We start from the raw sequence: 22,252 nt of genomic DNA on the forward strand, positions 1-22,252 counted from the left end.
GCGTCGGTGCCCCCGCGTAGAGTCGGGGGAGACCGGCCGGAGGGGGACGATGACCACGCGGATGCTGCTCCTCGCCGACACGCACGTCCCGAAGCGCGCGAAGCGGCTGCCGGACGCGGTGCTCCGGGCGATCGACGAGGCCGACGTCGTCGTGCACGCGGGGGACTGGGTCGATCTCGCCACCGTCGAGCTGCTCCAGGCCCGCGCGCGCGTGCTCCACGGCGTGCACGGCAACAACGACGGCCCCGAGATCCGCGGGGTGCTGCCGGAGATCGCGCGGTTCACCGTGGAGGACACCGCCGTCGCCGTCATCCACGAGACGGGCGCCGCGACCGGGCGCGAGAAGCGGATGGATCTGGCCTTCCCCGACGCCGACCTGCTGGTCTTCGGGCACTCGCACATCCCCTGGGACACCGTGACGCCGAACGGGCTGCGGCTGCTCAACCCGGGCTCTCCCACCGACCGACGCCGGCAGCCGGTGCACACGATGATGCACGTCGTGGTCGACGGGCGCGATGTCGAGGCGACCCTGGTGCCGCTCCGATGACGGGCGACGCAGCCGACGGGCCGATCGCCTACCGGGCGCCGATGCGCTCCCGCGACGATGCCGTCGCCCCGGGGGTCGCGGTCGAGCGCGCGCTCGCCGGAGGGGTGTGCGGCATGGGCGGGCGGCTCGACGGCGCGCCCCGCTCCCTGACCGCGGCGCTCGCGGCCATCGACGCCCGTCATGGCGAGCGGGCGGCGCGGCGGCTGGAGCGGTTCGCGGCGCTTCCGACGGGAACCCTCGTCTGGACGCGCGACGTCGACGGGTACTTCTGGCTCGGGACGCTGACGGGGCCGTGGCGCTACGACGACGATCCGGCGGCGGTGGCGGCAGACCTCGTGCACGTGCGCGACTGCACCTGGTCGTCGCGCCCGGTGGCGCCTTCCGATGTCCCGCCGGGCGTCACGGCCACGTTTGCCCGCGGGGGACGCAACGGCCAGCGCATCCGAACGGCCGGCGTCGGGGAGCAGTCAGCCGCGCTCTGGAAGCGCAGCCTCCGCTGATCCGCGCCTCAGCGCCAGATCGCGGCGATGGCCGCGTTGACCGCGGTGAGGATGCCCACCAGCCAGAAGACCGCGGGCGGCACCACCTGGTCGCGCTTCTGGCGCGCCGTGCCGATCCCGAGCAGGGCGCCGATGGCGAGGAGGATGACGAGCTTCGTGCCGATCTTGGCGTAGTTCATCTCGACGCCCTCGGGAAGGCCCCACGGGGCTGCGAGTGCGAGGCCGGCGACCGCGGCGATCGTCATGCCGATGGTCATCAGACGCGTGAACACCCGCTTGCCGCCGAACGCCTGCGCCGCCCAGGCCCCGAAGAGCACGGCGAAGCCGATGAGGTGGACGAAGAGCACGATGTGGCGCAGGGTCTCCATGCCCTCACCGTACGAGAGCGCGGCCTTCCGCGCCACCAAGGCACGCCTGACCTCGCGCCCGCGATCGGGCGCGAGGCGGAGGGAGTCAGCCGCGCAGCTCGCGGATCACGAGAGCGGTGCGCAGTGCGGCGTCCGCGGCCTCCGCGCCCTTGTCCTCCTTCGAGCCCTCCAGGCCCGCGCGGTCCAGCCCCTGCTTCTCGTCGTCGAGCGTGAGCAGCCCGAACCCGACCGGCTTGCCGGCATCGAGGGAGACGCGGGTGAGTCCGTCGGTCGCCGCCGCCGAGACGTACTCGAAGTGCGGCGTGCCGCCACGGATGATGACCCCGAGGGCGACCACCGCGTCCGCACCGCCGGCGAAGGCGGCCTGTGCGGCCACGGCGAGCTCGAACGAACCGGGCACTCGCACGAGCCGATGCGTCGCCCCCGCCTCGTCGAGCACCCGCTGGGCGCCGGCGATCAGGCCGTTCGAGATCACCTCATGCCAGGTGCCGGCGATCACGACGATCTCCAGCCCCCGCCCGTCGATGTTCCCCGTCTTCGGTGCTCCGGCGCCGCTCATTCCTCGTCCTTTCCTGCCGCGAGGGCCTCGGCGAGCTCTGCTTCGCCGATGATGTGGCCCATGCGGTCGCGCTTGGTCTCCAGGTACTGGTGGTTGTTCGGGCCCACGCCCACGATCAGCGGCACCTGCTCGACGACGTCGAGGCCGAGCTCGCGCAGCTTGTTCACCTTGTCGGTGTTGTTGGTGAGCAGCCGGACCTTCGAGACGCCCAGGTCGGTGAGGATCCCGGCCGCCGCGGCGTAGTCGCGGGCGTCCGCCGGGAGCCCCAGTGCCAGGTTCGCGTCGACGGTGTCCAGGCCGTCCTCCTGCAGGCTGTAGGCCCGCAGCTTGTTGATGAGCCCGATGCCGCGCCCCTCGTGCCCCCGCATGTAGATGACGATCCCGCCCTCGCGGTCGATCGCGTCCAGCGCGGCATCGAGCTGCGGCCCGCACTCGCACTTCTGGGAGCCGAACGCCTCGCCGGTGAGGCACTCGGAGTGCACGCGCACGAGGGCGGTCTCGGTCGGCTCGCCTGACACGACCGCGATGTGGTCGGTGCCGGTGACGCGGTCTTTATAGGCGAGGAAGCGGAACGTGCCGTGGTCGGTGGGCACGGTCGCATCGGCGCGGAGGCTCACGCGGCGTCCGCGCTGGGCGGCCGGTGTCGCTCCGTCCGGGTCGATCTCGTTGAGGTGCGCGATGAGCTGCTCGATCGTGATGACCGGCACGCCGTCGCGGGCGCCCAGTTCGAGGAGCCCGGGAAGCCGCATCATGCTGCCGTCCTCGGCGACGACCTCCGCGATCGCGCCGACGGGCCGGAGGCCGGCGAGCTTCATGAGCTCGACCGCGGCCTCGGTGTGACCGCTGCGCTCGCGCACACCGCCGTCGACGGCCCGGAGCGGCAGCACGTGGCCGGGACGGATGATGCTCGTCGCCGTCGAGGACGGATCGGCGAGGACGTTGAGGGTGTGCGCGCGGTCGCTCGCGCTGATCCCCGTCGTCACCCCTTCCGCGGCGTCGACGCTCACCGTGTAGGCGGTGGAGCGGGCGTCTTCGCTGGCCGCGACCATCGGCGGGAGGTTGAGGCTGTCCGCGAGGTCGGTGGGCATCGGCGCGCAGATGAAGCCGGACGACCAGCGCACCGTCCACGCCACCCATTCGGGGGTGGCGAGCTCGGCGGAGAGGACGACGTCCCCCTCGTTCTCGCGGTTCTCATCGTCGGCCACGAGCACGGGCCGGCCGGCGCGCAGCGCCTCCAGGGCCTCGGGGATGGTTGCCAGGCTCATCGCGAGCCCCCTTCCGGTGCGGCGCGGAACGCGAGCAGCCGCTCGACGTGCCGCGCGAGGATGTCGGTCTCGAGGTTCACGCGGTCGCCGACCGCGCGGGTGCCGAGTGTGGTCGCCGCCAGGGTCTCCGGGATGAGCGACACCTCGAACCAGTGCCCGCCCCGGGTCCCCGAGCCTGTCGAAGGGCTCACCGCGCTCACCGTCAGCGAGGTGCCGTCGACCGAGATGGAGCCCTTGTCGACGACGAGTGGCGCGAGGTCGTCCGGAAGGCTGATGCGGAGCACGCTCCACTGCGCGCCCGGGCGAACCTCGAGCACGACACCGGTGCCGTCGACGTGGCCCTGCACGATGTGCCCGCCGAGCCGTGCGCCCACGGGCATCGCCTTCTCGATGTTGACCCTGGTCCCGACGGTCGCCGTGCCGAGGGCCGCGACGTCGAGCGTCTGCTTCATGACGTCGGCGTCGAAGGTCTCGGCGGTGGAGCCGACGACGGTCAGGCAGACGCCGGAGACCGCGATCGACTCCCCGTGCACGGCGTCGGCGGCCGCCTTCGGGGCGCGGACGGTGAGCCGCCAGCCGTCGCCCGACTCGGCGATGGCGGTGACCTCGCCGATCTCCTCGATGATTCCGGTGAACATCAGCGGCTTCCCTTCTCCGTGCCTGTGTGGTCCGGGTCGTCCGCGTCCGCAGGATGCGCGATCGCGAGCAGGTCTGCGCCCAACGGCAGCCATTCGTCCACGACGAGGCGGCGCGCCTCGTCGATCGAGCGGACGCCGATGTCGGACACGGCCAGGCGGCTCCCGCCCAGGAGGACCGGGGCGACGTAGGCGAGCACACGGTCCGCGAGTCCGGCGGCGAGGAACGCGCTGGCGAGCGTCGGGCCGCCTTCCACGAACAGTGTCTGGATGCCGCGCGCGTGCAGCGCGGCGAGGACCGCCGACAGGTCGTGCGTGTCGAAGAACACCGGCGTGTGCGGATGACGGTGCACCGCCGCATCCGCAGGGGTGGGCCGCGCGCCGATCACGACCGGGACGGGCTGATGCGGAAGGAGCTCGTCGCCGGCGCGGGCAGTGAGCGCGGGGTCGTCGGCGAGAACGGTGCCGGTGCCGACCGCGATGGCGTCGGCCGCGGCGCGTCGCCGGTGCACGTCGGCACGCGCCTCGGGCCCGGTGATCCACTGGCTGGTGCCGTCGTCCGCTGCAGCCCTGCCGTCGAGGCTCTGCGCCCACTTGACGGTGACGTGCGGACGGCCGCGTCGCGCCGCGAAGAGCCAGTCGCCGATCAGCGCGCGTGCCTCCGCGGCCCGTTCGCCGGACTCGACGCTGACGCCCGCGGCGCGCAGCCGCTCCGCGCCGCCGCCGGAGACCTCACCCGGGTCGTCGAGGGCGTAGACGACCCGTGCCACCCCGGCCTCGATGAGCGCGAGCGCGCAGGGACCGGTGCGACCGGTGTGGTTGCAGGGTTCGAGCGTGACGACCGCGGTCGCGCCGCGTGCGGCGCCAGGGCCGAGCTTCGACAGCGCGTCGACCTCGGCGTGCGGAGTGCCGGAGCCCCGGTGCCAGCCCTCGGCCAGCACCTCGCCGTCGGGGGAGAGGAGCACGGCGCCCACCTGCGGATTGACTCCGCGGGGGCCACGGGTCGCGAGGGCGAGCGCGCGATCCATCGCGCGGCGCTCTGTCGCGGTCACTGCCATCCGTCGTCCTCTCTGCGGCCTCGGGGTCGCTGCAGGGTGGCGGAACGGACGCACGCGCGTGCGCCTCGTGCTGCCTCCCTTCCGGACTAGCGAGGTGTCCCTCGCATCACCGTCGGTTCCGGAATTCCACCGGATCGGCATCCCGATCACTCGGAACGCTCGCGGACTGTCACCGCCGGTTCGGATTCCCACCGACCCCGGAGCACGTTGCTGCTCTGAGTGTACTCAACGCGTCCGCGCCCGTTTCATTCCGTGGCAGGGGCCGTTCCCCGCGCCTCACTTGAGCAGGCGGGAGAGCCGCCGGTCGGCGAGCACCTTGCCGCCGGTCTGACAGGTGGGGCAGTACTCCAGAGAGCGGTCGGCGAAGAAGACGCTGCGCACCTCATCGCCGCAGACCGGGCACGCCTCGCCCCGGCGGGCGTGCACCCGCATGCCGCGGCGCTTGGCGTCCTTGAGATCAGCCGGGGGTTTTCCCGCGGCGGCCGCCACGGCCTCGGCGAGGGTCTCCTGCATCGCCGCGAACAGGCGGTCGATCTCGGCGTCGTCCAGCGTGCCGGCGATCGCGTACGGCGACATGCGGGCCGCGTGCAGGATCTCGTCCGAGTAGGCGTTGCCGATGCCCGCGATCACGCCCTGGTCGCGCAGCAGACCCTTGATCTGCATCCGTCGGTCGTCCAGCAGCGCGGCGAAGGCGTCGCGGGTGAAGGACGGATCGAGCGGGTCGGGGCCGAGCCGGGCGATGCCGGGCACCTCGGCGGGGTCGCGGACCACGTACACGGCCAGCGACTTCTTCGTCCCGGCCTCGGTCAGGTCGAAGCCGCTGCCGTCGTCGAGGGCGATCCGCAGCGCGATGGGCGACTTGCCCGGCTTGAGGAGCGTGGTCGGCAGGGTGTCGTACCAGCGCAGCCATCCGGCCTTCGCCAGGTGGAAGACGAGGTGCAGCTCGGACCCGCAGGAGAGCACCACGAACTTGCCGCGGCGCTCCGCCCCGGTGATCGCCGCGCCTTCCAGTGCCGAGATCGGCGGGTCGTAGGTCTTCAGCGCGGCGATCGCCGCCACGGAGGCACGGGTGATCGTGCGTCCGGTGGTGCGCTCGCCGAGGAACGCGACGAGTCCTTCGACCTCCGGCATCTCAGGCATGCAGCCATCCTGTCACCGGGGTCCGACGCTGTCACGCGTGGGACGTGCGGTCAGAGCACCGGCCACTCGACCGGCGTCCGGTCGTCGTCGCGCAGCAGCCCGGCGAGCCAGCCGTCGTCTCGTCCGCGCTGGCTGGTGAGTCCCTGACGCATGGTGCCTTCGAAGCGGAAGCCGAGGGCGCGGGCGGCGCGGGCGGAGGGGACGTTGCCCACGACGGCCTGCCAGCGGATGCGGGCGAGGCCGAGCTCCGCGAAGCCCCAGTCGAGCACGGCCCGCGCGGCCTCGACGAGGTAGCCGCGGCCGCGGGCGTCCGCGACGACCCAGTAGCCGAGCTCGGCATGGCCCCCGGCCGGATGCTCCCCGATGTGGTGGAGTCCGACCATGCCCACGAGGACGTCGTCGGCGTAGACACCCCAGACGGTCTGCGAGCCGTCCTCCCACCACTGCTCGACGAGGGCGACGAAGTCCTCCGCGTCCTGCCGGAAGTAGGGGGAGGGCACCGTCGTCCACCGCGCGATCTCGGGGTCCTGGCACGCCTCGGTGATCGCGTCGACATCCGCCTCCGTCGGGGCGTGGAGGACGAGTCGTGCGGTGGTGAGGGTGACCGGAAGCATCCCTCCAGCCTAAAACGCTCGACCCGGCCCCTTCGGTTCGCCCCGGCCCCTTCCGCGCGTCCGTAACGGGGTGGGAGGCACGGAAAGGGGTGGGATGCAGGGAAGCCGACCGCAGTGTCCGTGGGCGCGATTAGGCTTGTCCGGTGACTGTTCCGGGGATTCTGCGCGCCTTGGAAGAGGCGTCTCTGTATCGTGACGCTCTCGCCTGGGCGCACACCGACGCCGACCTCGGCCTGGTCGACGGGCTCGACGCGCCCGTGCTCGCCGGTCTGCTCGCCAAGCGTGCGGCGGCCGGCCACCCGGCGGCGCTGCTGGCCGTGGTGCCCACGGGGCGCCGGGCGGAATCGGTCGCGCAGGCCCTGGAGACGTACGTCCCGGACGCCGAGGTGCTCACCTTCCCCGCCTGGGAGACGCTGCCGCACGAGCGCCTCAGCCCCAGCCCGGACACGGTCGGCCTGCGACTGCAGACCCTGCGCCGCATCGCCGAATGGTCCGGGGAGCGTCCCCTCGTGGTCGTGGCCTCCGTGCGCGCCGCGCTCCAGCCCATCGCCGGGAACCTCGGCGACATCGTGCCACTGGAGCTGGCGGTGGGCAGCCGCGGCAATGAGCTCGACCACGTCGCCGAGCAGCTGGTCGAACGGGCATACTCCCGCGTCGACATGGTGTCGCGACGGGGCGAGTTCGCCGTCCGCGGCGGCATCCTCGACGTCTTCCCGCCCACGTCCGAGCACCCGTACCGCGTGGAGTTCTTCGGCGACGAGATCGATCAGATCCGCGCGTTCTCCGTGGCGGACCAGCGTTCCCTCCCCGGCGACGTGCCGCGCGTCGACCTGCCGCCCAGCCGCGAGCTCCTGCTCACGGCCGAGGTGCGGGAGCGCGCCAGGGCGCTCATCGGGGGCTTCCCGGCCATCAGCGGCCTGCTCGAGAAGATGGCCGAGGGCATCCCGGTCGAGGGCATGGAGTCGCTGCTGCCCGCGGTCGCCGGCCCCCTCAAGTCGCTCGTCGAGTATCTGCCCGAAGGCAGTGCCACCGCCGTCATCGACCCGGAGCGCTCGACCGCCCGCGCGCTCACCCTCGGCGAGACGAACCGCGAGTTCCTCGACGCCGCCTGGAGCGCGGCGACCTCCGGCGCCTCGGCCCCCATCGACCTCGGCGCCGGCGACTTCCTCACCATCGCCGACCTGCGCGAGGTCGTCCGCGACCGCCGTGGCGTCTGGTGGCGGCTGAGCCCGTTCGGGATCGGCGATGCGACCGCGGAGAGCGTCGAGGCGGCCACCGTCATCCCGTCGTTCCACGGCAACGTCGACGGCGCCATCGCCTTCGTCGACGCGAAGGTCGCCGACGGCTGGCGCGTGGTCGTCCTCGCGACCGGTCACGGCCTCGTCGACCGCGCCCGCGACGTGCTCTCCGACCGCGGCATCGCGGCGCGGGTCGTCGAGACCATCGCGGACGCGCCGGACCCGGGGGTCGCGACGCTCACCGTGGGCGGCGTCGAGGCCGGCTTCCAGGTGCCGGAGGCGAAGCTCGCCGTCCTCACCGACAACGAGTTCTACGGCCGCACCATCGGCGGCGACCAGCGCGTCGTCAAGAAGCTCGCCTCCCGTCGGAAGAACGTCGTCGATCCGCTGCAGCTCAAGCAGGGCGACTTCGTCGTGCATGCCACGCACGGCATCGGCCGCTTCGTCGAGATGACCCAGCGCGAGGTCTCCACCGGGGGCCGCAACGCCGCGAAGTCCGTCCGCGACTACCTCGTGCTGGAGTATGCGCCGTCGAAGCGCGGCTACCCCGGCGACAAGCTGTTCGTCCCCACCGACCAGCTCGATCTCCTGTCGAAGTACGTCGGCGGCGAGGCCCCGACGCTGTCGAAGATGGGCGGCAGCGATTGGGCGCAGGCCAAGGGCAAGGCGCGCAAGGCGGTCCGCGACATCGCCGTCGAGCTCGTCAAGCTCTACTCCGCCCGTATGAGCGCCAAGGGGTACGCCTTCGGCCCGGACACCCCCTGGCAGCGCGAGCTGGAGGAGGCGTTCCCGTTCGCGGAGACCCAGGACCAGCTGCAGACCATCGACGAGATCAAGGCCGACATGGAGCGGCCCATCCCGATGGATCGGCTGCTCTCCGGCGATGTCGGCTTCGGCAAGACCGAGGTCGCGGTCCGCGCGGCGTTCAAGGCGATCCAGGACGGCAAGCAGGTGGCGATGCTCGTCCCGACCACCCTGCTCGTCAAGCAGCACCTCGAGACGTTCACGGAGCGCTTCGCCGGGTTCCCGGTCAAGGTGCGGCCGCTGTCGCGGTTCCAGACCGACAAGGAGGCGCGGCTCACGCTGCAGGGCCTGCTCGACGGCTCGGTGGACATGGTGATCGGCACGCACCGCATCCTCACGGAGCAGGTGCTGTTCAAGGATCTCGGTCTCATGATCATCGACGAGGAGCAGCGCTTCGGCGTCGAGCACAAGGACGCGCTGAAGAAGATGAAGACCAACGTCGACATCCTCGCCATGAGTGCCACCCCGATCCCGCGCACGCTGGAGATGGCGGTCACCGGCATCCGCGAGATGTCGACGCTCGCCACGCCCCCGGAGGACCGGCACCCGATCCTCTCGTTCGTCGGACCCCGCAGCGACAAGCAGATCGCCGCCGCCATCCGCCGCGAGATCCTCCGCGAGGGGCAGGTCTTCTTCGTGCACAACCGCGTGCAGTCGATCCAGCGGGTCGCGGCCGAGCTCGCCGAGCTGGTCCCCGAGGCGCGGATCGCCGTGGCGCACGGGCAGATGGGGGAGCACGCGCTGGAGCAGGTCGTCGACGACTTCTGGGAGCGCAAGTTTGACGTCCTCGTCTCGACCACGATCATCGAGACCGGCCTCGACATCTCCAACGCGAACACGATCATCATCGACCGCGCCGACAAGTACGGGCTGAGCCAGCTCCACCAGCTCCGCGGACGCGTGGGCCGCGGACGCGAGCGCGCCTACGCGTACTTCCTCTACGACGACATGAAGCCGCTGAGCGAGACCGCGGCCGACCGGCTGCAGACCATCGCGGTCAACAACGACCTCGGCTCCGGAATGCAGGTCGCCCTGAAGGACCTCGAGCTGCGCGGTGCCGGAAACCTCCTCGGCGCCGAGCAGGCCGGGCACATCGCCGGAGTCGGCTTCGACCTGTACCTCCGCATGATCGGCGAGGCCGTCGCGACCTTCCGCGGCGAGGAGGTCGAGACCGGGCAGGAGCTCCGCCTCGAGCTGCCGCTCGACGCCCGCATCCCCGAGGACTACATCGACAGCGAGCGCCTCCGGCTCGAGGCGTACCAGAAGCTCTCCGCCGCCTCGGCCGCGACCGCGAAGGACGACGCCATCGACCTCGTGGTGGAGGAGCTCGTCGACCGGTACGGCACGCCGCCGGAGGAGGTCACCGGACTCGTGTCGATCGCGCGACTGCGGCGCCGGGCGGCCAGGGCCGGGCTCACCGACGTCGTGGCCATGGGGTCGAACCTGCGCCTCGCGCCCGCCCGCCTCGAGGACTCCATCAAGGTCCGGCTGCAGCGGCTGTATCCGAAGGCGAAGCTCGTCTCCGGCGGGGAAGCGCTGGTCGTGCCGATGCCCACGGTGCCCGCGGCGGTCGGGGTGGGCGTGGAGCCGCTTCCCGACGCGGAGCTGCTCGCCTGGGTCGACCAGCTGTTCACCGCCATCTTCCCCGAGCCCGCCAAGCCCGAGTGACCCGGCCCTCGGCGGTGGCCGCGGTGCACAACTCCGGAGTCGGCGTACGACACGCCGTCGGGAGCGGCTCGGGGCCGGCGTGTCGGTGATGATCTCCGAAGTCGTGCACGCCGCAGACGCCGCGGGCTAGTCTGGCCGCATGTTGTACGAGCACCTCGGGGCTCGCCCCCGCATCCACGACACCGCCGTCGTCGCTCCCACCGCCGTCATCTCCGGCGACGTGGAGCTCGGACCGGGCTGCCAGGTGCTGCACGGCGCCGTCATCACCGCGGAGGGCGGCCCGATCACCCTCGGCGCGCACGTCATCGTGATGGAGAACGCGCTGATCAGGGCGACTGCGGCCAACGCCGTCCACATCGGGGCGCACACCCTCGTCGGGACACTGGCCAGCATCGCCGGGGCGACCGTGGGCGAGGAGGTGTTCTTCGCGTCCGGAGCCCGGGTCTTCAACGGGGCGCTCGTCGGGGATCGCTGCGAGGTGCGGGTCAACGCCATCGTGCATCGCCGGGCCGTGCTGCCGTCGGGGACGGTGGTGCCGATCGGGTGGGTCGCGGTTGGCGATCCGGTGCAGCTGCTCTCACCCGACAGGGACGCCGAGATCGCGGCCGCACAGCCCGAGCTCGACTTCCCCGGACACGTCTTCGGCGTCGATCGGGACACTCCCGACCTCATGGTGCAGCTCACGGAGCGCTACGGCAGCTCCCTCGCGCGGCACGCCGACGACCGACAGGTCTGACCCCGCCCTTCGAATCGCCCGAATGGTCCCATCTCGGCCGGATTTGGGACCATTCAGGCGATTCGAACGGGTCAGATGACGCCCTGGGCGAGCATCGCCGCGGCGACGCGCTCGAAGCCGGCGATGTTGGCACCGGCCACGTAGTCGCCGGGGACGCCGTGGCGCTCGGCGGCCTCGAAGGCGGCGTGGTGGATGTCGCCCATGATCTCGCGCAGCTTGTTCTCGCTGTCGCCGAAGCTCCAGCGCTGCCGCGAGGCGTTCTGGCTCATCTCCAGCGCCGAGGTCGCGACACCGCCGGCGTTCGCGGCCTTGCCAGGGGCGAACAGCACGCCCGCCTTCTGGAAGGCCTCGACGGCCTCGGGCACGCACGGCATGTTGGCGCCCTCGGACACGGCGCGCACGCCGTTCGCGATCAGGGCCTCCGCATCGGCGAGGCTGACCTCGTTCTGGGTGGCGGAGGGCACCGCGATGTCGACGGGCACCTCCCACACGCTGCCGCTCTCCACGAAGCGGGCGCTCGGGCGGCGGTTCGCGTACTCGACGATGCGGGCGCGCTCGACCTCCTTGAGCTGACGCAGCAGGTCGAGGTCGATGCCCGCGTCGTCGACGACGTAGCCGGAGGAGTCGGAGGCCGTGACCGCGGTCGCGCCGAGCTGCGCGGCCTTCTGGATCGCGTAGATCGCCACGTTGCCGGAGCCCGAGATGCCGACGCGCTTGCCGTCGAGGGAGTCGCCGTGCACGCCGAGCATCTCCTGCGCGAAGAACACCGCGCCGTAGCCCGTGGCCTCCGTCCGCACCTCGGCGCCGCCCCATCCGGTGCCCTTGCCCGTGAACATGCCGGACTCGTGGCGGTTGGTGACCTTGCGGTACTGGCCGAAGAGGTAGCCGATCTCGCGGCCGCCGACGCCGATGTCGCCCGCAGGGACGTCGGTGTGCTCGCCGAGGTGCCGGTAGAGCTCGTTCATGAACGACTGGCAGAACCGCATGACCTCGGCGTCGGACTTGCCGTGCGGGTCGAAGTCGGAGCCGCCCTTGCCGCCGCCGATGCCCTGGCCGGTGAGCGCGTTCTTGAAGATCTGCTCGAAGCCGAGGAACTTGATGATAGAGAGGTTGACCGACGGGTGGAACCGCAGGCCGCCCTTGTACGGACCGAGCACGGAGGAGAACTGGATGCGGTACCCGCGGTTGACCTGCAGCTTCCCGGCGTCGTCGACCCACGGCACGCGGAACATGATCTGCCGTTCCGGCTCGACCAGGCGCTCCAGGATCCCGCCGTCCACGTATTCCGGGTGGCGCTCCAGGACGGGTGCGATCGAGTGCAGCACCTCGTGGACGGCCTGGTGGAACTCCGGCTCGTGCGGGCTGCGTGCCAGCACCGTGTCGAAGACGGGCTGCACGGATGCGGCGAGCGGGTGGAAGTCGGTGGGGGTGGTGACGGTCACGCGGGAGGGCTTTCTGATGGGGGATGGGGTGCGGGCGATCGTGTCGCGCGCGAAAGCAGAGCCGGGTGAGGCGGAGGTTTCACTCTAGCGTCGGCGACGAGGGCCTCCGCACACGCGGCGGGAGGGCTCGGGTCACCCGGTGTTCTGCAGGCCGGCGGCGACCCCGCTGACGGACAGGAGGAGCAGGCGCTGCTGTTCGGCGTCGGCTCCCGAGCCCTCCGGCTGCTCCGGCGCCGACCGGAGCGCGCGGAGCGCCCGCAGCTGCAGGAGGGAGAGGGCGTCGACGTACGGGCTGCGCAGCTGGACCGCCCGCTGCAGAACGGGCTTGTTCTCCAGCAGCCCCTCGCCTCCCGTGAGGCGGATGACCCAGCGACGGGTGAGGGCGAGCTCGTCGAGCACCAGGGCGGCGAGGTCGTCGCGGTCGCCGAGGGCGAGGTACTGCCGGGCGATGCGCTCGTCGGTCTTGGCGAGGCTCATCGCGACGTTGTCGACCATCGTGCGCAGCAGCGGCCACTCGCGGTAGGCCTCCGTGAGCAGTTCCTCGTCGCCGACGGCCTCGAGCGCGGTGCCGAGTCCGAACCAGCCGGCGAGGTTGATCCGGGCCTGCGTCCACGCGAACACCCAGGGGATGGCCCTGAGGTCTTCCAGCGACTCCACCGAGAGGCCGCGGCGGGCGGGACGCGACCCGAGCGCGAGCAGACCGATCTCCTCCATCGGGGTCACGGTCGCGAACCACGGGGCGAAGCCCTCGGCCTTGACGAGCGCGAAGAACCGCTCGCGGGAGGCGGCGTCCATCGTCGCGGCGACGTCGGCGTAGCGGGCGGCCGCGCGGCTCGTGCGCTCCTCGACCGTGGGGGAGGAGGCCAGCAGCGTCGCGGCGGCGACCTGGTCGATGTGCCGCATCGCGATCGCGGGCTCGCCGTAGCGGGCGAAGATGACCTCGCCCTGCTCGGTGAGCTTGAACCGACCGTCGACGGAGTGCGGGGGCTGCGCGAGGATCGCGGAGTTGGCGGGGCCGCCGCCACGGCCGAGCGCCCCGCCGCGGCCGTGGAAGAGGGTCAGCTCGATGCCGGACTCCTGCGCCCAGCGGGCGATCTTCTCCTGCGCCGTGTACAGCGCGAGGTTCGCGGCGACGGGCCCGACGTCCTTGGAGGAGTCGGAGTAGCCGAGCATGACCTCCAGCCGGTTGCCGGTCGCGGCCATCCGCTGGCGGAACTCCGGGAAGGTGACGGCCTCGGCGAGGATCCCCGGGGCCGCCTGGAGGTCGGCGAAGGTCTCGAACAGCGGCACGACGTCGAGCACCGGGGCATCGTCGCCGAGCGCGTGACGGGCCAGCTCGTACACGTTCGCGAGGTCGGAGGCCGCCTGCGTGAAGGAGACGACGTAGCGACCCGCGGCGCGCAGTCCGCGGTCGCGCTGGATGTCCGCGATCGCGCGGAACACCTCCAGCACCTCCTCGGTCTGCGTGCTGATCGGACCGCCGGCCTCGAGCTCGGCCAGGGCCTTCGCGTGCACCTGGGAGTGCTGACGGACTTCGAGCTCCGTGAGGTGGAAGCCGTAGGTCTCGACCTGCCAGATCAGATGCTGCACGCCGCCGAACGCGTGGCGGCGGGCTCCGGCGGCGACGAGGGAGGACTGCACGGCGCGCAGGTCCGCGAGCAGCTCCTCCGGACCCGTGTACCCCTCCTCGTCACCGCGCCGTGTGGCCGCCACGCGGCGGGCCATGACGAGGACGACCCGGCGGTGCGGCTCGTCAGGGGAGCGGGCCGCCAGCTCGTCGGCGACCGTCGGCTCCGCGGCGGTGAAACGCTCCCAGAGTGCGATGACCTCGGCGCTGGGCGGGGTGTCGTCCGCGGCGAGCGTGAGGGTGCGGCCGATCCGGTCGAGCGCCCGCTCGAGGCCGCGGAGCACGTGGTCGGAGGCGATCTGCGAGGCCTCACGGGTCACCGCGGCTGTGACGAACGGGTTGCCGTCGCGGTCGCCGCCGACCCAGGAGCCGATCCGTACGAACGCCGGGACGACCGGGGCGCTGGCGCCGGACTCCTCGCCGCGGAGGGCGTCGTCGATCCGGCGGTAGACGTGGGGGACCGTGGTGAACAGCGTCTCGTCGAAGACGCCCATGACGGTGCGGACCTCGTCGGTCGGGGAGGGCTTCTGCGCGCGCAGCGGCGCCGTGCGCCACAGGGTGTCGATCTCCTCGAGCATCCGGCGGCGGGCGCGGTGCTCCTCGGAGCCGCCTGCGCTCGCCGCGTCGTGCTGGGTGAGCAGCTCGGAGAGGCGGCGGATGCTCGACGAGACCGCGCGGCGCCGGGCCTCGGTCGGGTGGGCCGTGAAGACGGGGTGGAAGCGCAGACCGTCCAGACGACGGCGGGCCTCGTCGTCGCCGACCTCCTCGCGCAGCCGGGCGTACGCCCCCGCGACCGTGTCCGTCGCCTGGGCCCCTGAGCCCGTCGAAGGGCCTGAGTCCGCCTGGGTCCCTGAGCCCTCCTGGGTCCCTGAGCCCACCTGGGTCCCTGAGCCTGTCGAAGGGGCCTGCCCCGCCCGCTCCCGGAGCACGCGCACCCGCTGGTGCTCCTCGGCGAGGTTCACGAGGTGGAAGTAGCAGGTGAACGCGCGGGCGACCTCGTCGGCACGGGCGATCGTGAAGGAGTCGGCGATCGCCGCGGCGCGGTCGAACGCGTCGGAGCTGTGGTCCTCGTAGGCCTGGATCGTCGCGAGGCGCAGGCGCTCGACGTCCTCGAAGAGGTCGTCGCCGCCGGCCTCGCGGAGCACCTGGCCGAGGAGCTGGCCCAGCATCCGCACGTCGGAGCGCATGGCATCGGGGATGCCGCGACCGGCTTCGAAACGACCGATCACGCGGATGGCCTCGGTGGGCGTCGGCTCGGAGAAAGCGGGGGAATCGGGGGTCACCCTCCGAGAGTAGCCGGGCGGATCGAGGTGTCCTGCACGCATGACGACCGTGTGACGCCGCGGCCTACGATGGACGGGATGCGCATCACAGCGAACCCCCTCCGCGGGCAGCAGTTCCCCGCCGTCCTCCTGCTCGTGGCCGCCGGCCTGGGCCTCCTCTTCGCGAACCTGCCCACGCACGACGCGATCGCCGGGCTGCTGGACACGCACCTCGCCGTCCCCGGGACGGCGCTGGACCTCTCGATCGCGCACTGGGTGTCGGACGGACTGCTCGCGATCTTCTTCCTCGTCGTGGCGATCGAGCTGCGGCACGAGCTCACCCACGGCGAGCTCGACTCCCCGCGGAAGGCCGTGCAGCCCGCCATCGCGGCCACCGGCGGCGTGCTCGTGCCGATCCTCGTGTACCTGCTGATCGCGGGAGGGCCGGAGACGGCGTCCGGCTGGCCGATCCCGACCGCCACCGATATCGCCTTCGCGCTCGGCGTGCTGGCGATGTTCGGACGAGGACTCCCGTCCCGGGTGCGGGTGTTCCTGCTGGCCCTCGCGATCCTCGACGACATCATCGGCATCATCTTCATCGCGGTGCTCTTCGCGCACGACGTGCAGTGGCTCCTGTTCGGGCTCGCGATCGTCGGGGTGGCGGTGTTCTGGCTGCTGAGCCGCCTGCTGCACGCCACCGGACACACGCTCGTCGCGGTCGCGATGGCCGTCGTCGGCGTCATCACGTGGGGCCTCGTCGCCTCGTCCGGCATCCACGCGACCATCGCCGGCGTGATGCTCGGCCTCGTCATGGCGCCGGTACCCGCCGGACGCACCCGGCATGCGCTGGAGCCGACCGTGAACGGCGCGATCCTGCCGCTCTTCGCCTTCGTGGCGGCTTTCGTCGTCATCCCCGCCGTCTCGCCGACGGCCCTCTCCCCGGCCTTCTGGGCGATCGTGGTGGCCCTTCCAGTGGGGAAGATCATCGGCATCTCCCTGTTCGGCTGGCTCGCCATGCGCATCCGTCCGAAGGGGGCCGACCCGGCCCTGCCGTTCGCGGACGTCCTCGCCGCCGGCGCCCTGGGCGGCATCGGATTCACCGTCTCGCTCCTGCTCGCGAACCTCGCGTTCGAGGGCGACGCGGTCATCCGCGACCAGGCGATCCTCGGCGTCCTCGTGGGGTCGCTCCTCGCGCTGATCCTCTCCGGCATCGTCGTCACCCTGCGCGCCCGGTGGTACCGTCGCGCTGCGCCCATCCCCGCCTGAGCCGGAGTCCGGAGGAAGCATGACCAGCGAGCAGCGAGGCCCCGAGGACATCGACGATCCGCTGCGCGCGGCCGCGGAGACCATGCGTGCGGTGCGGGAACGGTGCGTGTGGTCGCAGCGCATCACGCACCGCGACCTCGTGCCGTACCTCATCGAGGAATCGCACGAGGTGATCGACGCGGTCGAGGACGGCTCGCGCGCCGACCTCCGCGAGGAGCTGGGCGATCTGCTGTGGCAGGTGCTGTTCCATGCCGCGATCGCGGCACAGGACCCGGACGACCCGTTCGACATCGACGACGTCGCCCGCACGCTCACCGAGAAGATGGTGCGGCGGCATCCGCACGTGTTCGGCGACGAGGTCGCGGAGACGCCGGAGGAGGTGCTCGTGCACTGGAACGCCGCCAAAGCGGCGGAGAAGCGCACCCGCCGCAGCGTGCTCGACGGGATCCCGCGCGCGATGCCCGCCCTCGCGCGGGCCCAGAAGATGTCGGGTCGTGCCGCCGGCGCCGGCGTGGTGCCCGCGCAGCTGACCGCCCTGCGCCCGTCCTCAGAGGAGGAGCTCGGCGATGCCCTCCTCGCCCTCGTGGACACCGCTCGGGCCGAGGGCTGGGACGCGGAGCGCGCCCTCCGGGAACGGCTGACGCGCCTGGAGGACGAGGTCCGCGCCGCCGAGGCCGGTTGATCGGACACGGACACCGCCGCCGACCTGGGAAGATGGACGGGTGGCTACCGTGAACGCGCCGCGCGGCATGCGCGACTTCCTCCCCGCCGACAAGGCCCGCCGTGAGCGGGTGCTCTCCGTCATCCGCGACCGCTATCGCGCGCACGGATTCGACGAGATCGAGACCCCCGTGGTCGAGGAGTACGACCGGCTGCATGCCGGCATCGGCGGCGACAACGAGAAGCTGTCGTTCAACATCCTGCGCCGCGGCCTGGATGCGGAGGCCGTCCGCGCCGCCGCCGACGACCCCGCGGAGCTCTCCGACCTCGGCCTGCGCTACGACCTGACGGTGCCGCTCGCCCGCTTCTACGCGAGCAACAGGGGACAGCTCCCCGGCGTCTTCCGGTCCATCCAGATCGGTCCCGTCTGGCGGGCCGAGCGTCCGCAGAAGGGGCGCTACCGCCAGTTCGTCCAGTGCGACATCGACATCATCGGCGACGCGTCCGCGCGCGCCGAGGCCGAGCTGCTGGCCGCGTCGCTCGACGCCGTCGACGCCCTGGGCCTGGAGGGCGCGAGCGTGCGGATCAACGACCGCCGCGTGCTGGAATGGATGCTGGAGCACTTCGGGTTCACCGAGGACGAGCGCCCGCAGGTGCTGATCACGATCGACAAGCTCGACAAGATCGGGCCGGAGGGTGTGGCCGCCGAGCTCCGCGAGCGCGGGGCCACGACGACCGCGGTCGACGCGTTCCAGGCCTTCCTCGGTCGTCCGCAGACGCTCGAGTACCACCCGTTCGGTGACCGCCAGATCCGCAAGGCGCTCCCGGACGGCGCGCCGGACGAGCTCGTCGCCCACCTCGTCGGCATCGGCGAGGCGGTCGCGGCGGGGCGCGGGCAGGACGACATCCCGCTCGTGTTCGACCCGTTCCTGGTCCGCGGCATGGGCTACTACACCGGGACGATCTTCGAGCTCGCGCACCCGTCGGTGACGTATTCGCTCGGTGGCGGAGGACGGTACGACGGCATGATCGGCCGGTTCCTCCAGCAGGACGTGCCGGCGGTGGGCTTCTCCCTCGGGTTCGAGCGCCTGGTCGACCTCGTCTCGACGGACCCGGCCACCGCGGCGCAGGCGATCGTGCTGGTCCACGACGCGGCCGTCCCCGTGGCGGAGCTCGTGGCGCACAAGACGGCCCTCGTCGCGAAGGGCGCGCGGGTGCGACTCGAGCAGCGCACGAAGAACCTCAAGGCGCTGCTGGAACGGTCGGCGGCGGACGGGTACACCCACTTCGCGAGCGTGCGCCCCGGAGACGACGAGCTCGAGGTCAAGACGCTGGCCTGAGTCACCCCCGTCGGGACGGGGCGTTCACCGGGCGTTCACGGCGGTCCGCTGGAATCGCGCCGTGCGTCGTCTGCCCCTGCTGACCCTGGTCGCGCTCGCCGCCGCGCTCGTCGTGGGTGCACGCACGGTCCTCGACCGGCAGGCCGCCGTCGCGCGTCGGCGCATCGGAAAGCCGCTGGGGGAGCAGTCGCTCGACGCCGACCGTGTCTGGCGCCCGGGGCTCGAGGGCGAGCCGCTCGACCTCCTGCTGCTGGGCGACTCCCTCGCTGCCGGCCTGGGAGCGGCACGGCGGAAGGAGACCCTCGGGGCACGGCTCGCGAAGGCGACGGCACGCCGACTCGGGCGTCCCGTGCGGCTGCGCACCGCCGCGGTCGTGGGCGCGGAGTCGCGGGATCTCGATGGGCAGCTCTCCCGCCTCCCCGCGGACTATCGCCCTGACGTCGCCGTGGTCGTGGTCGGCGGCAACGACGTCACCCATCGCCTCCCGGCAACGGAGTCGGCCCGCCACCTGCGCGAGGCCATCGTCCGCCTGCAGGCTCGCGGCGCCCGCGTCGTCGTCGGCACCTGCCCCGACCTCGGTGCCCTGCGCGCGGTGCCGCAGCCGCTGCGCCGCATCGCCTCCGGTCTGTCCCGACGGCTGGCGGAGGCGCAGGCGGAGGCCGCGCACTGGGAAGGAGCGGAGACGGTGGACCTGCGGCGGGCTGTCGGCCCGATGTTCTTCGACGAGCCGGAGGAGATGTTCAGCCTCGACCGCTTCCACCCGAGCGCCCTCGGCTACCGCCGCACCGCGGAGGCGCTGCTGCCGGCCGTCGAGCGGGCCGCCCTGGTCGCGCTCAGCTCCCGGCGGTCTCCGGCGTCGCGCTGAACGAGGCCGCCCACTCTGCGACCCGTCGTGCGCTCTCCTCGTCGGAGAGGTCCTCCACGCGGGTCATGATCGACCAGCGGACGCCGAACGGGTCGCGGATGCTGGCGTAGCGGTCGCCGGAGACGAACAGGGACGGCGCCTCGCGGACGGTCGCCCCCGCCGCGACGGCGCGCGCGACCACGGCGTCCACGTCCGGCACATACAGGCCTATCGAGTAGCAGTCATCGTCGCCGGAAGGCGCGGGCACGAGGTGGTACTCCGGGCTGGGCTCGCCGAGCTGGAGCCGTCCGAGTCCGAAGTCGAGGTCGGCATGCGCGACGACACCGCCGAACTCCGTCACGTCGACCACGCGGGCGCCGAAGACGTCCCGGTAGAACTCGACGGCGCGGGCGGCGTCGGGGATCGCGAGGAAGGGGGTGAGCGAGGTCGCGCTGTGCGGGCGGCCGTCGGTGGTGTGTGCGCCGGTCACGCCGGCCGGAGGTGTCTGATCGGTCATGCGGCCACGGTAGGCGGGGGAGGGCACCCGCCGCTTGAAGATCCGCGACACGTCGCCGACGCCGCGTCGGTGGCGCGTTCTACGCTGGGGCGATGGTCGACCGGACGCGCGGAGTGCTCTATCCCGCACGGCTGCCCTCGTTCCATCGGCTGCCGCCGCCCGCAGAGGCCGCCGCGCTCGTCGCCTGGTTCTGGATCCCGGAGTGGAGCCTTCCGGAGGGCGAGGTGTCCCGGCAGGAGATCGTCTCGTATCCGGCCGTCAACCTCGTGGTCGCCCCGGAGGGCGTGTCGATCTCAGGCGCCACGACCCGCGCGTCGACCAGGGAGCTGCGGGGGTCGGGGTGGGCTGTCGGCGCTCTGCTCCGCCCTGCCGCGGTCCCTGCCCTCACGGACGACCCTCCGGCCCTGATCGACGCGGAGCGGGCCTTCGACGCCCCCGATCTGCACGCGGCGGTGACGACGGCGATGCGGACCGCGCCCGAACGCCGGGAGCGCGCCGTCGCGGTCTTCTCCGCATGGCTGTCGCAGCGCGTGGGCCCGGTCGGCGCGGCGGGCCGGCAGGCCAACGCGATGCTCGACGTGCTGCTGGGGGAGGGGGCGGCGCTGACGCCGGAGGAAGCGGCGACCCGACTCGCGCTGTCGGTGCGCACGCTGCAGCGGCTCACGCACCGCACCGTCGGGCTCTCGCCGGGCGCGATCATCCGCCGCCGCCGGCTGCAGGAGGCGGCGCAGCGTCTCCGCGAGGAGCCGGAGACGGACCTGACGGCGCTCGCCGCCGCGCTGGGATACGCCGACCACGCCCATCTCACGCGCGACTTCGCGGCCGTCCTCGGCCTGCCGCCGCGCGACTATCGCACCAGGGTCTCCGGCTGAGGCGATCAGCCGCGCTGCTGCTGCCGCCGCACCCGCCGCACCCGCAGCGCCCGCCCCGCGACGCCGAGCAGCACGACACCCACGCCGACGAGCGAGGCGAGGGCGGGAAGCGTGCTCACCAGTACGAGACAGCCGAGGGCTCCGCCCACCTGCAGCGCTCGGGGGTATCGTCGGGCCGCGCCGTGCTGGCGGAACGCGGCGGCGTTCGCGATGAGGTAGTACAGCAGCACGCCGAAGGACGAGAACCCGATCACCTCGCGGAGATCCCCGACGAGCACGAGCGCGATCACGATCACGGCGATGGCGATCTCGGCGCGGCGCGGTACTTGATGGCGCTCGTCGATGCGGGCGAGGAACCGCGGCAGGTCCCCCTCGCGCGCCATGGCGAGTGTCGTGCGGCCGATGCCGGTGAGCAGAGCGAGCAGGGCGCCGAGGGAGGCGGCGGCCGCGGCGACCCGCACGACGGGGACGAACGCCGACCAGCCGGCGGCGGTGAGGACGTCGGCCAGGGGCGCGGCGGCGCCCCGCGCGTCGCCACCGAGGACGAGGAGCACCACGACGCCGACGAGCGCGTAGACGACGACGGCGCCGCCGAGGGCGAGCACGATCGCGCGGGGGATCGTGCGCGCGGGATCCACCACCTCCTCACCCATCGTGGCGATCCGGGCGTAGCCGGCGAAGGCGAAGAACAGCAGTCCGGCGCCCTGGAGCACGCCGTACACGGTCGTGTCGGGGAGCGGCGCAGGGGAGGCGGTCGGCGCGGCGCCGAGGCCGACCGCGACCACGACCGAGAGCCCGAGCAGCGAGCAGGCCACGAGGATGCGGGTCGCCAGCGCCGTCCGCGTCACCCCCAGGCAGTTCACGACCGCGAGCGCGGCGACGGCGATCACGGCGACCGGGGCCTGCCACCCCGCGGGAGCGGCGTAGGCGGCGAAGGTCATGGCCATGGCGGCGCAGCTCGCGATCTTGCCGATCACGAAGCTCCAGCCGGCGACGAAGCCCCACCACGGTCCGATCTCCGCTCGCGCATAGGCGTACGTGCCTCCTGCCACGGGGTGGACGGCCGCGAGCTGTGCCGAGGCGGTGGCGTTGGCGTAGGCGACCGCGGCGGCGATTCCGAGGGCGAGGAGGGTCCCCATGCCGGCGACCTCGACGGCCGGTCCCCAGACCGCGAACACGCCGGCACCGATCATCGAGCCGAGGCCGATGGCGACGGCGTCCGGCAGCGTCAGGCGGCGGGCGAGGGGCATCCGGTCATCGTCCCACGCCGGGGTGAACGGCCGGTGACGT

General features: G+C 72.6%; 20 protein-coding genes and 1 riboswitch. Of the genes, 9 read left to right on the top strand and 11 right to left on the bottom strand.

Annotated elements, in window-relative coordinates:
* Nucleotides 1-49 precede the first annotated feature (49 nt).
* Both KZC57_RS14615 and KZC57_RS14620 read left to right on the top strand, forming a co-directional pair.
* Nucleotides 50-547, top strand: coding sequence for a metallophosphoesterase (locus KZC57_RS14615; protein WP_247642069.1), 498 nt, complete (start codon nucleotides 50-52; stop codon nucleotides 545-547).
* Complete coding sequence (locus KZC57_RS14620) at nucleotides 544-1,047, top strand: GAF domain-containing protein (RefSeq protein ID WP_247642070.1); 504 nt, start codon at nucleotides 544-546, stop codon at nucleotides 1,045-1,047. The genes KZC57_RS14615 and KZC57_RS14620 overlap by 4 nt, the downstream gene beginning before the upstream one ends.
* An 8-nt stretch (nucleotides 1,048-1,055) precedes the next feature.
* On the opposite strand, the gene KZC57_RS14625 is transcribed toward KZC57_RS14620, so the two are convergent.
* From KZC57_RS14625 to KZC57_RS14655, 7 genes are all read right to left on the bottom strand, one after another.
* Nucleotides 1,056-1,415 (bottom strand): hypothetical protein, encoded by a 360-nt coding sequence (locus KZC57_RS14625; RefSeq protein WP_025103902.1) that lies wholly within the window; start codon nucleotides 1,413-1,415, stop codon nucleotides 1,056-1,058.
* Between the two features lie 85 nt (nucleotides 1,416-1,500).
* Nucleotides 1,501-1,974, bottom strand: a complete 474-nt coding sequence (gene ribH / locus KZC57_RS14630) for a 6,7-dimethyl-8-ribityllumazine synthase (RefSeq protein ID WP_060921961.1) — start codon at nucleotides 1,972-1,974, stop codon at nucleotides 1,501-1,503.
* Nucleotides 1,971-3,239 (bottom strand): GTP cyclohydrolase II, encoded by a 1,269-nt coding sequence (ribA, locus tag KZC57_RS14635; RefSeq protein WP_025103904.1) that lies wholly within the window; start codon nucleotides 3,237-3,239, stop codon nucleotides 1,971-1,973. Before ribA ends, ribH begins: the two co-directional genes overlap by 4 nt.
* The gene (locus KZC57_RS14640) at nucleotides 3,236-3,877 is read right to left on the bottom strand and encodes a riboflavin synthase (protein ID WP_247642071.1); all 642 of its coding nucleotides are present in this window, start codon (nucleotides 3,875-3,877) and stop codon (nucleotides 3,236-3,238) included. Before KZC57_RS14640 ends, ribA begins: the two co-directional genes overlap by 4 nt.
* A complete protein-coding gene (ribD, locus tag KZC57_RS14645; RefSeq protein WP_247642072.1) occupies nucleotides 3,877-4,932 on the bottom strand; it encodes a bifunctional diaminohydroxyphosphoribosylaminopyrimidine deaminase/5-amino-6-(5-phosphoribosylamino)uracil reductase RibD in 1,056 nt (351 codons plus the stop codon). The genes KZC57_RS14640 and ribD overlap by 1 nt, the downstream gene beginning before the upstream one ends.
* Before the next feature lie 64 nt (nucleotides 4,933-4,996).
* A riboswitch (FMN riboswitch) is annotated at nucleotides 4,997-5,141 on the bottom strand.
* Between the two features lie 67 nt (nucleotides 5,142-5,208).
* On the bottom strand, nucleotides 5,209-6,072 hold the full coding sequence (locus KZC57_RS14650; protein WP_071328127.1) for an Fpg/Nei family DNA glycosylase: 864 nt from the start codon (nucleotides 6,070-6,072) through the stop codon (nucleotides 5,209-5,211).
* A gap of 50 nt (nucleotides 6,073-6,122) precedes the next feature.
* Nucleotides 6,123-6,686, bottom strand: coding sequence for a GNAT family N-acetyltransferase (locus tag KZC57_RS14655; RefSeq protein ID WP_217584682.1), 564 nt, complete (start codon nucleotides 6,684-6,686; stop codon nucleotides 6,123-6,125).
* Between the two features lie 143 nt (nucleotides 6,687-6,829).
* Between KZC57_RS14655 and mfd the strand changes: the two genes are divergently transcribed.
* Both mfd and KZC57_RS14665 read left to right on the top strand, forming a co-directional pair.
* Entirely contained in the window at nucleotides 6,830-10,396 is a 3,567-nt protein-coding gene (gene mfd / locus KZC57_RS14660) for a transcription-repair coupling factor (protein WP_247642073.1), read from the top strand.
* A 139-nt stretch (nucleotides 10,397-10,535) separates the two neighbouring features.
* A complete protein-coding gene (locus KZC57_RS14665; RefSeq protein ID WP_025103909.1) occupies nucleotides 10,536-11,132 on the top strand; it encodes a gamma carbonic anhydrase family protein in 597 nt (198 codons plus the stop codon).
* Nucleotides 11,133-11,203: 71 nt separating this feature from the next.
* Here the strand turns inward: KZC57_RS14665 and gdhA are convergent, their stop codons facing one another.
* Both gdhA and KZC57_RS14675 read right to left on the bottom strand, forming a co-directional pair.
* Entirely contained in the window at nucleotides 11,204-12,574 is a 1,371-nt protein-coding gene (gene gdhA / locus KZC57_RS14670; RefSeq protein WP_060921968.1) for an NADP-specific glutamate dehydrogenase, read from the bottom strand.
* 132 nt (nucleotides 12,575-12,706) lie between these two features.
* Complete coding sequence (locus KZC57_RS14675) at nucleotides 12,707-15,388, bottom strand: phosphoenolpyruvate carboxylase (protein ID WP_281732561.1); 2,682 nt, start codon at nucleotides 15,386-15,388, stop codon at nucleotides 12,707-12,709.
* Nucleotides 15,389-15,562: 174 nt separating this feature from the next.
* On the opposite strand from KZC57_RS14675, the gene nhaA reads away from it, so the two are divergent.
* The 4 genes from nhaA (at nucleotide 15,563) to KZC57_RS14695 (ending at nucleotide 19,594) form a co-directional block, all read left to right on the top strand.
* Nucleotides 15,563-16,729 (top strand): Na+/H+ antiporter NhaA, encoded by a 1,167-nt coding sequence (nhaA, locus tag KZC57_RS14680; RefSeq protein ID WP_247642075.1) that lies wholly within the window; start codon nucleotides 15,563-15,565, stop codon nucleotides 16,727-16,729.
* 19 nt (nucleotides 16,730-16,748) lie between these two features.
* A complete protein-coding gene (locus KZC57_RS14685; RefSeq protein WP_105949461.1) occupies nucleotides 16,749-17,411 on the top strand; it encodes a MazG family protein in 663 nt (220 codons plus the stop codon).
* Between the two features lie 67 nt (nucleotides 17,412-17,478).
* Complete coding sequence (gene hisS, locus KZC57_RS14690) at nucleotides 17,479-18,729, top strand: histidine--tRNA ligase (protein WP_060921973.1); 1,251 nt, start codon at nucleotides 17,479-17,481, stop codon at nucleotides 18,727-18,729.
* A 61-nt stretch (nucleotides 18,730-18,790) separates the two neighbouring features.
* Entirely contained in the window at nucleotides 18,791-19,594 is an 804-nt protein-coding gene (locus tag KZC57_RS14695) for an SGNH/GDSL hydrolase family protein (RefSeq protein ID WP_247642076.1), read from the top strand.
* Here the strand turns inward: KZC57_RS14695 and KZC57_RS14700 are convergent.
* The gene (locus KZC57_RS14700; protein WP_247642077.1) at nucleotides 19,563-20,090 is read right to left on the bottom strand and encodes a glyoxalase/bleomycin resistance/extradiol dioxygenase family protein; all 528 of its coding nucleotides are present in this window, start codon (nucleotides 20,088-20,090) and stop codon (nucleotides 19,563-19,565) included. The two genes, KZC57_RS14695 and KZC57_RS14700, sit on opposite strands and share 32 nt — an antisense overlap.
* A 92-nt stretch (nucleotides 20,091-20,182) precedes the next feature.
* Between KZC57_RS14700 and KZC57_RS14705 the strand changes: the two genes are divergently transcribed.
* The gene (locus tag KZC57_RS14705; protein WP_105949463.1) at nucleotides 20,183-20,962 is read left to right on the top strand and encodes a helix-turn-helix domain-containing protein; all 780 of its coding nucleotides are present in this window, start codon (nucleotides 20,183-20,185) and stop codon (nucleotides 20,960-20,962) included.
* A gap of 5 nt (nucleotides 20,963-20,967) precedes the next feature.
* Here KZC57_RS14705 and KZC57_RS14710 read toward each other — a convergent pair whose 3' ends face one another.
* Nucleotides 20,968-22,212, bottom strand: coding sequence for an APC family permease (locus tag KZC57_RS14710; protein ID WP_247642078.1), 1,245 nt, complete (start codon nucleotides 22,210-22,212; stop codon nucleotides 20,968-20,970).
* Nucleotides 22,213-22,252: the final 40 nt, after the last annotated feature.

This window comes from Microbacterium sp. KSW4-4, assembly GCF_023091185.1.
GTDB lineage: Bacteria > Actinomycetota > Actinomycetes > Actinomycetales > Microbacteriaceae > Microbacterium > Microbacterium paraoxydans.

Coding starts and splice junctions, on each gene's coding strand:
- KZC57_RS14615 (WP_247642069.1), top strand. CDS start 50: ATGACCACGCGGATGCTGCTCCTCGCCGACACGCACGTCCCGAAGCGC.
- KZC57_RS14655 (WP_217584682.1), bottom strand. CDS start 6,686: ATGCTTCCGGTCACCCTCACCACCGCACGACTCGTCCTCCACGCCCCG.
- KZC57_RS14640 (WP_247642071.1), bottom strand. CDS start 3,877: ATGTTCACCGGAATCATCGAGGAGATCGGCGAGGTCACCGCCATCGCC.
- KZC57_RS14675 (WP_281732561.1), bottom strand. CDS start 15,388: ATGCGCTCCGACGTGCGGATGCTGGGCCAGCTCCTCGGCCAGGTGCTC.
- KZC57_RS14705 (WP_105949463.1), top strand. CDS start 20,183: ATGGTCGACCGGACGCGCGGAGTGCTCTATCCCGCACGGCTGCCCTCG.
- KZC57_RS14665 (WP_025103909.1), top strand. CDS start 10,536: ATGTTGTACGAGCACCTCGGGGCTCGCCCCCGCATCCACGACACCGCC.
- ribD (WP_247642072.1), bottom strand. CDS start 4,932: ATGGCAGTGACCGCGACAGAGCGCCGCGCGATGGATCGCGCGCTCGCC.
- KZC57_RS14700 (WP_247642077.1), bottom strand. CDS start 20,090: ATGACCGATCAGACACCTCCGGCCGGCGTGACCGGCGCACACACCACC.
- KZC57_RS14625 (WP_025103902.1), bottom strand. CDS start 1,415: ATGGAGACCCTGCGCCACATCGTGCTCTTCGTCCACCTCATCGGCTTC.
- KZC57_RS14620 (WP_247642070.1), top strand. CDS start 544: ATGACGGGCGACGCAGCCGACGGGCCGATCGCCTACCGGGCGCCGATG.
- KZC57_RS14685 (WP_105949461.1), top strand. CDS start 16,749: ATGACCAGCGAGCAGCGAGGCCCCGAGGACATCGACGATCCGCTGCGC.
- ribH (WP_060921961.1), bottom strand. CDS start 1,974: ATGAGCGGCGCCGGAGCACCGAAGACGGGGAACATCGACGGGCGGGGG.
- KZC57_RS14650 (WP_071328127.1), bottom strand. CDS start 6,072: ATGCCTGAGATGCCGGAGGTCGAAGGACTCGTCGCGTTCCTCGGCGAG.
- KZC57_RS14710 (WP_247642078.1), bottom strand. CDS start 22,212: ATGCCCCTCGCCCGCCGCCTGACGCTGCCGGACGCCGTCGCCATCGGC.
- nhaA (WP_247642075.1), top strand. CDS start 15,563: ATGCGCATCACAGCGAACCCCCTCCGCGGGCAGCAGTTCCCCGCCGTC.
- ribA (WP_025103904.1), bottom strand. CDS start 3,239: ATGAGCCTGGCAACCATCCCCGAGGCCCTGGAGGCGCTGCGCGCCGGC.
- hisS (WP_060921973.1), top strand. CDS start 17,479: ATGCGCGACTTCCTCCCCGCCGACAAGGCCCGCCGTGAGCGGGTGCTC.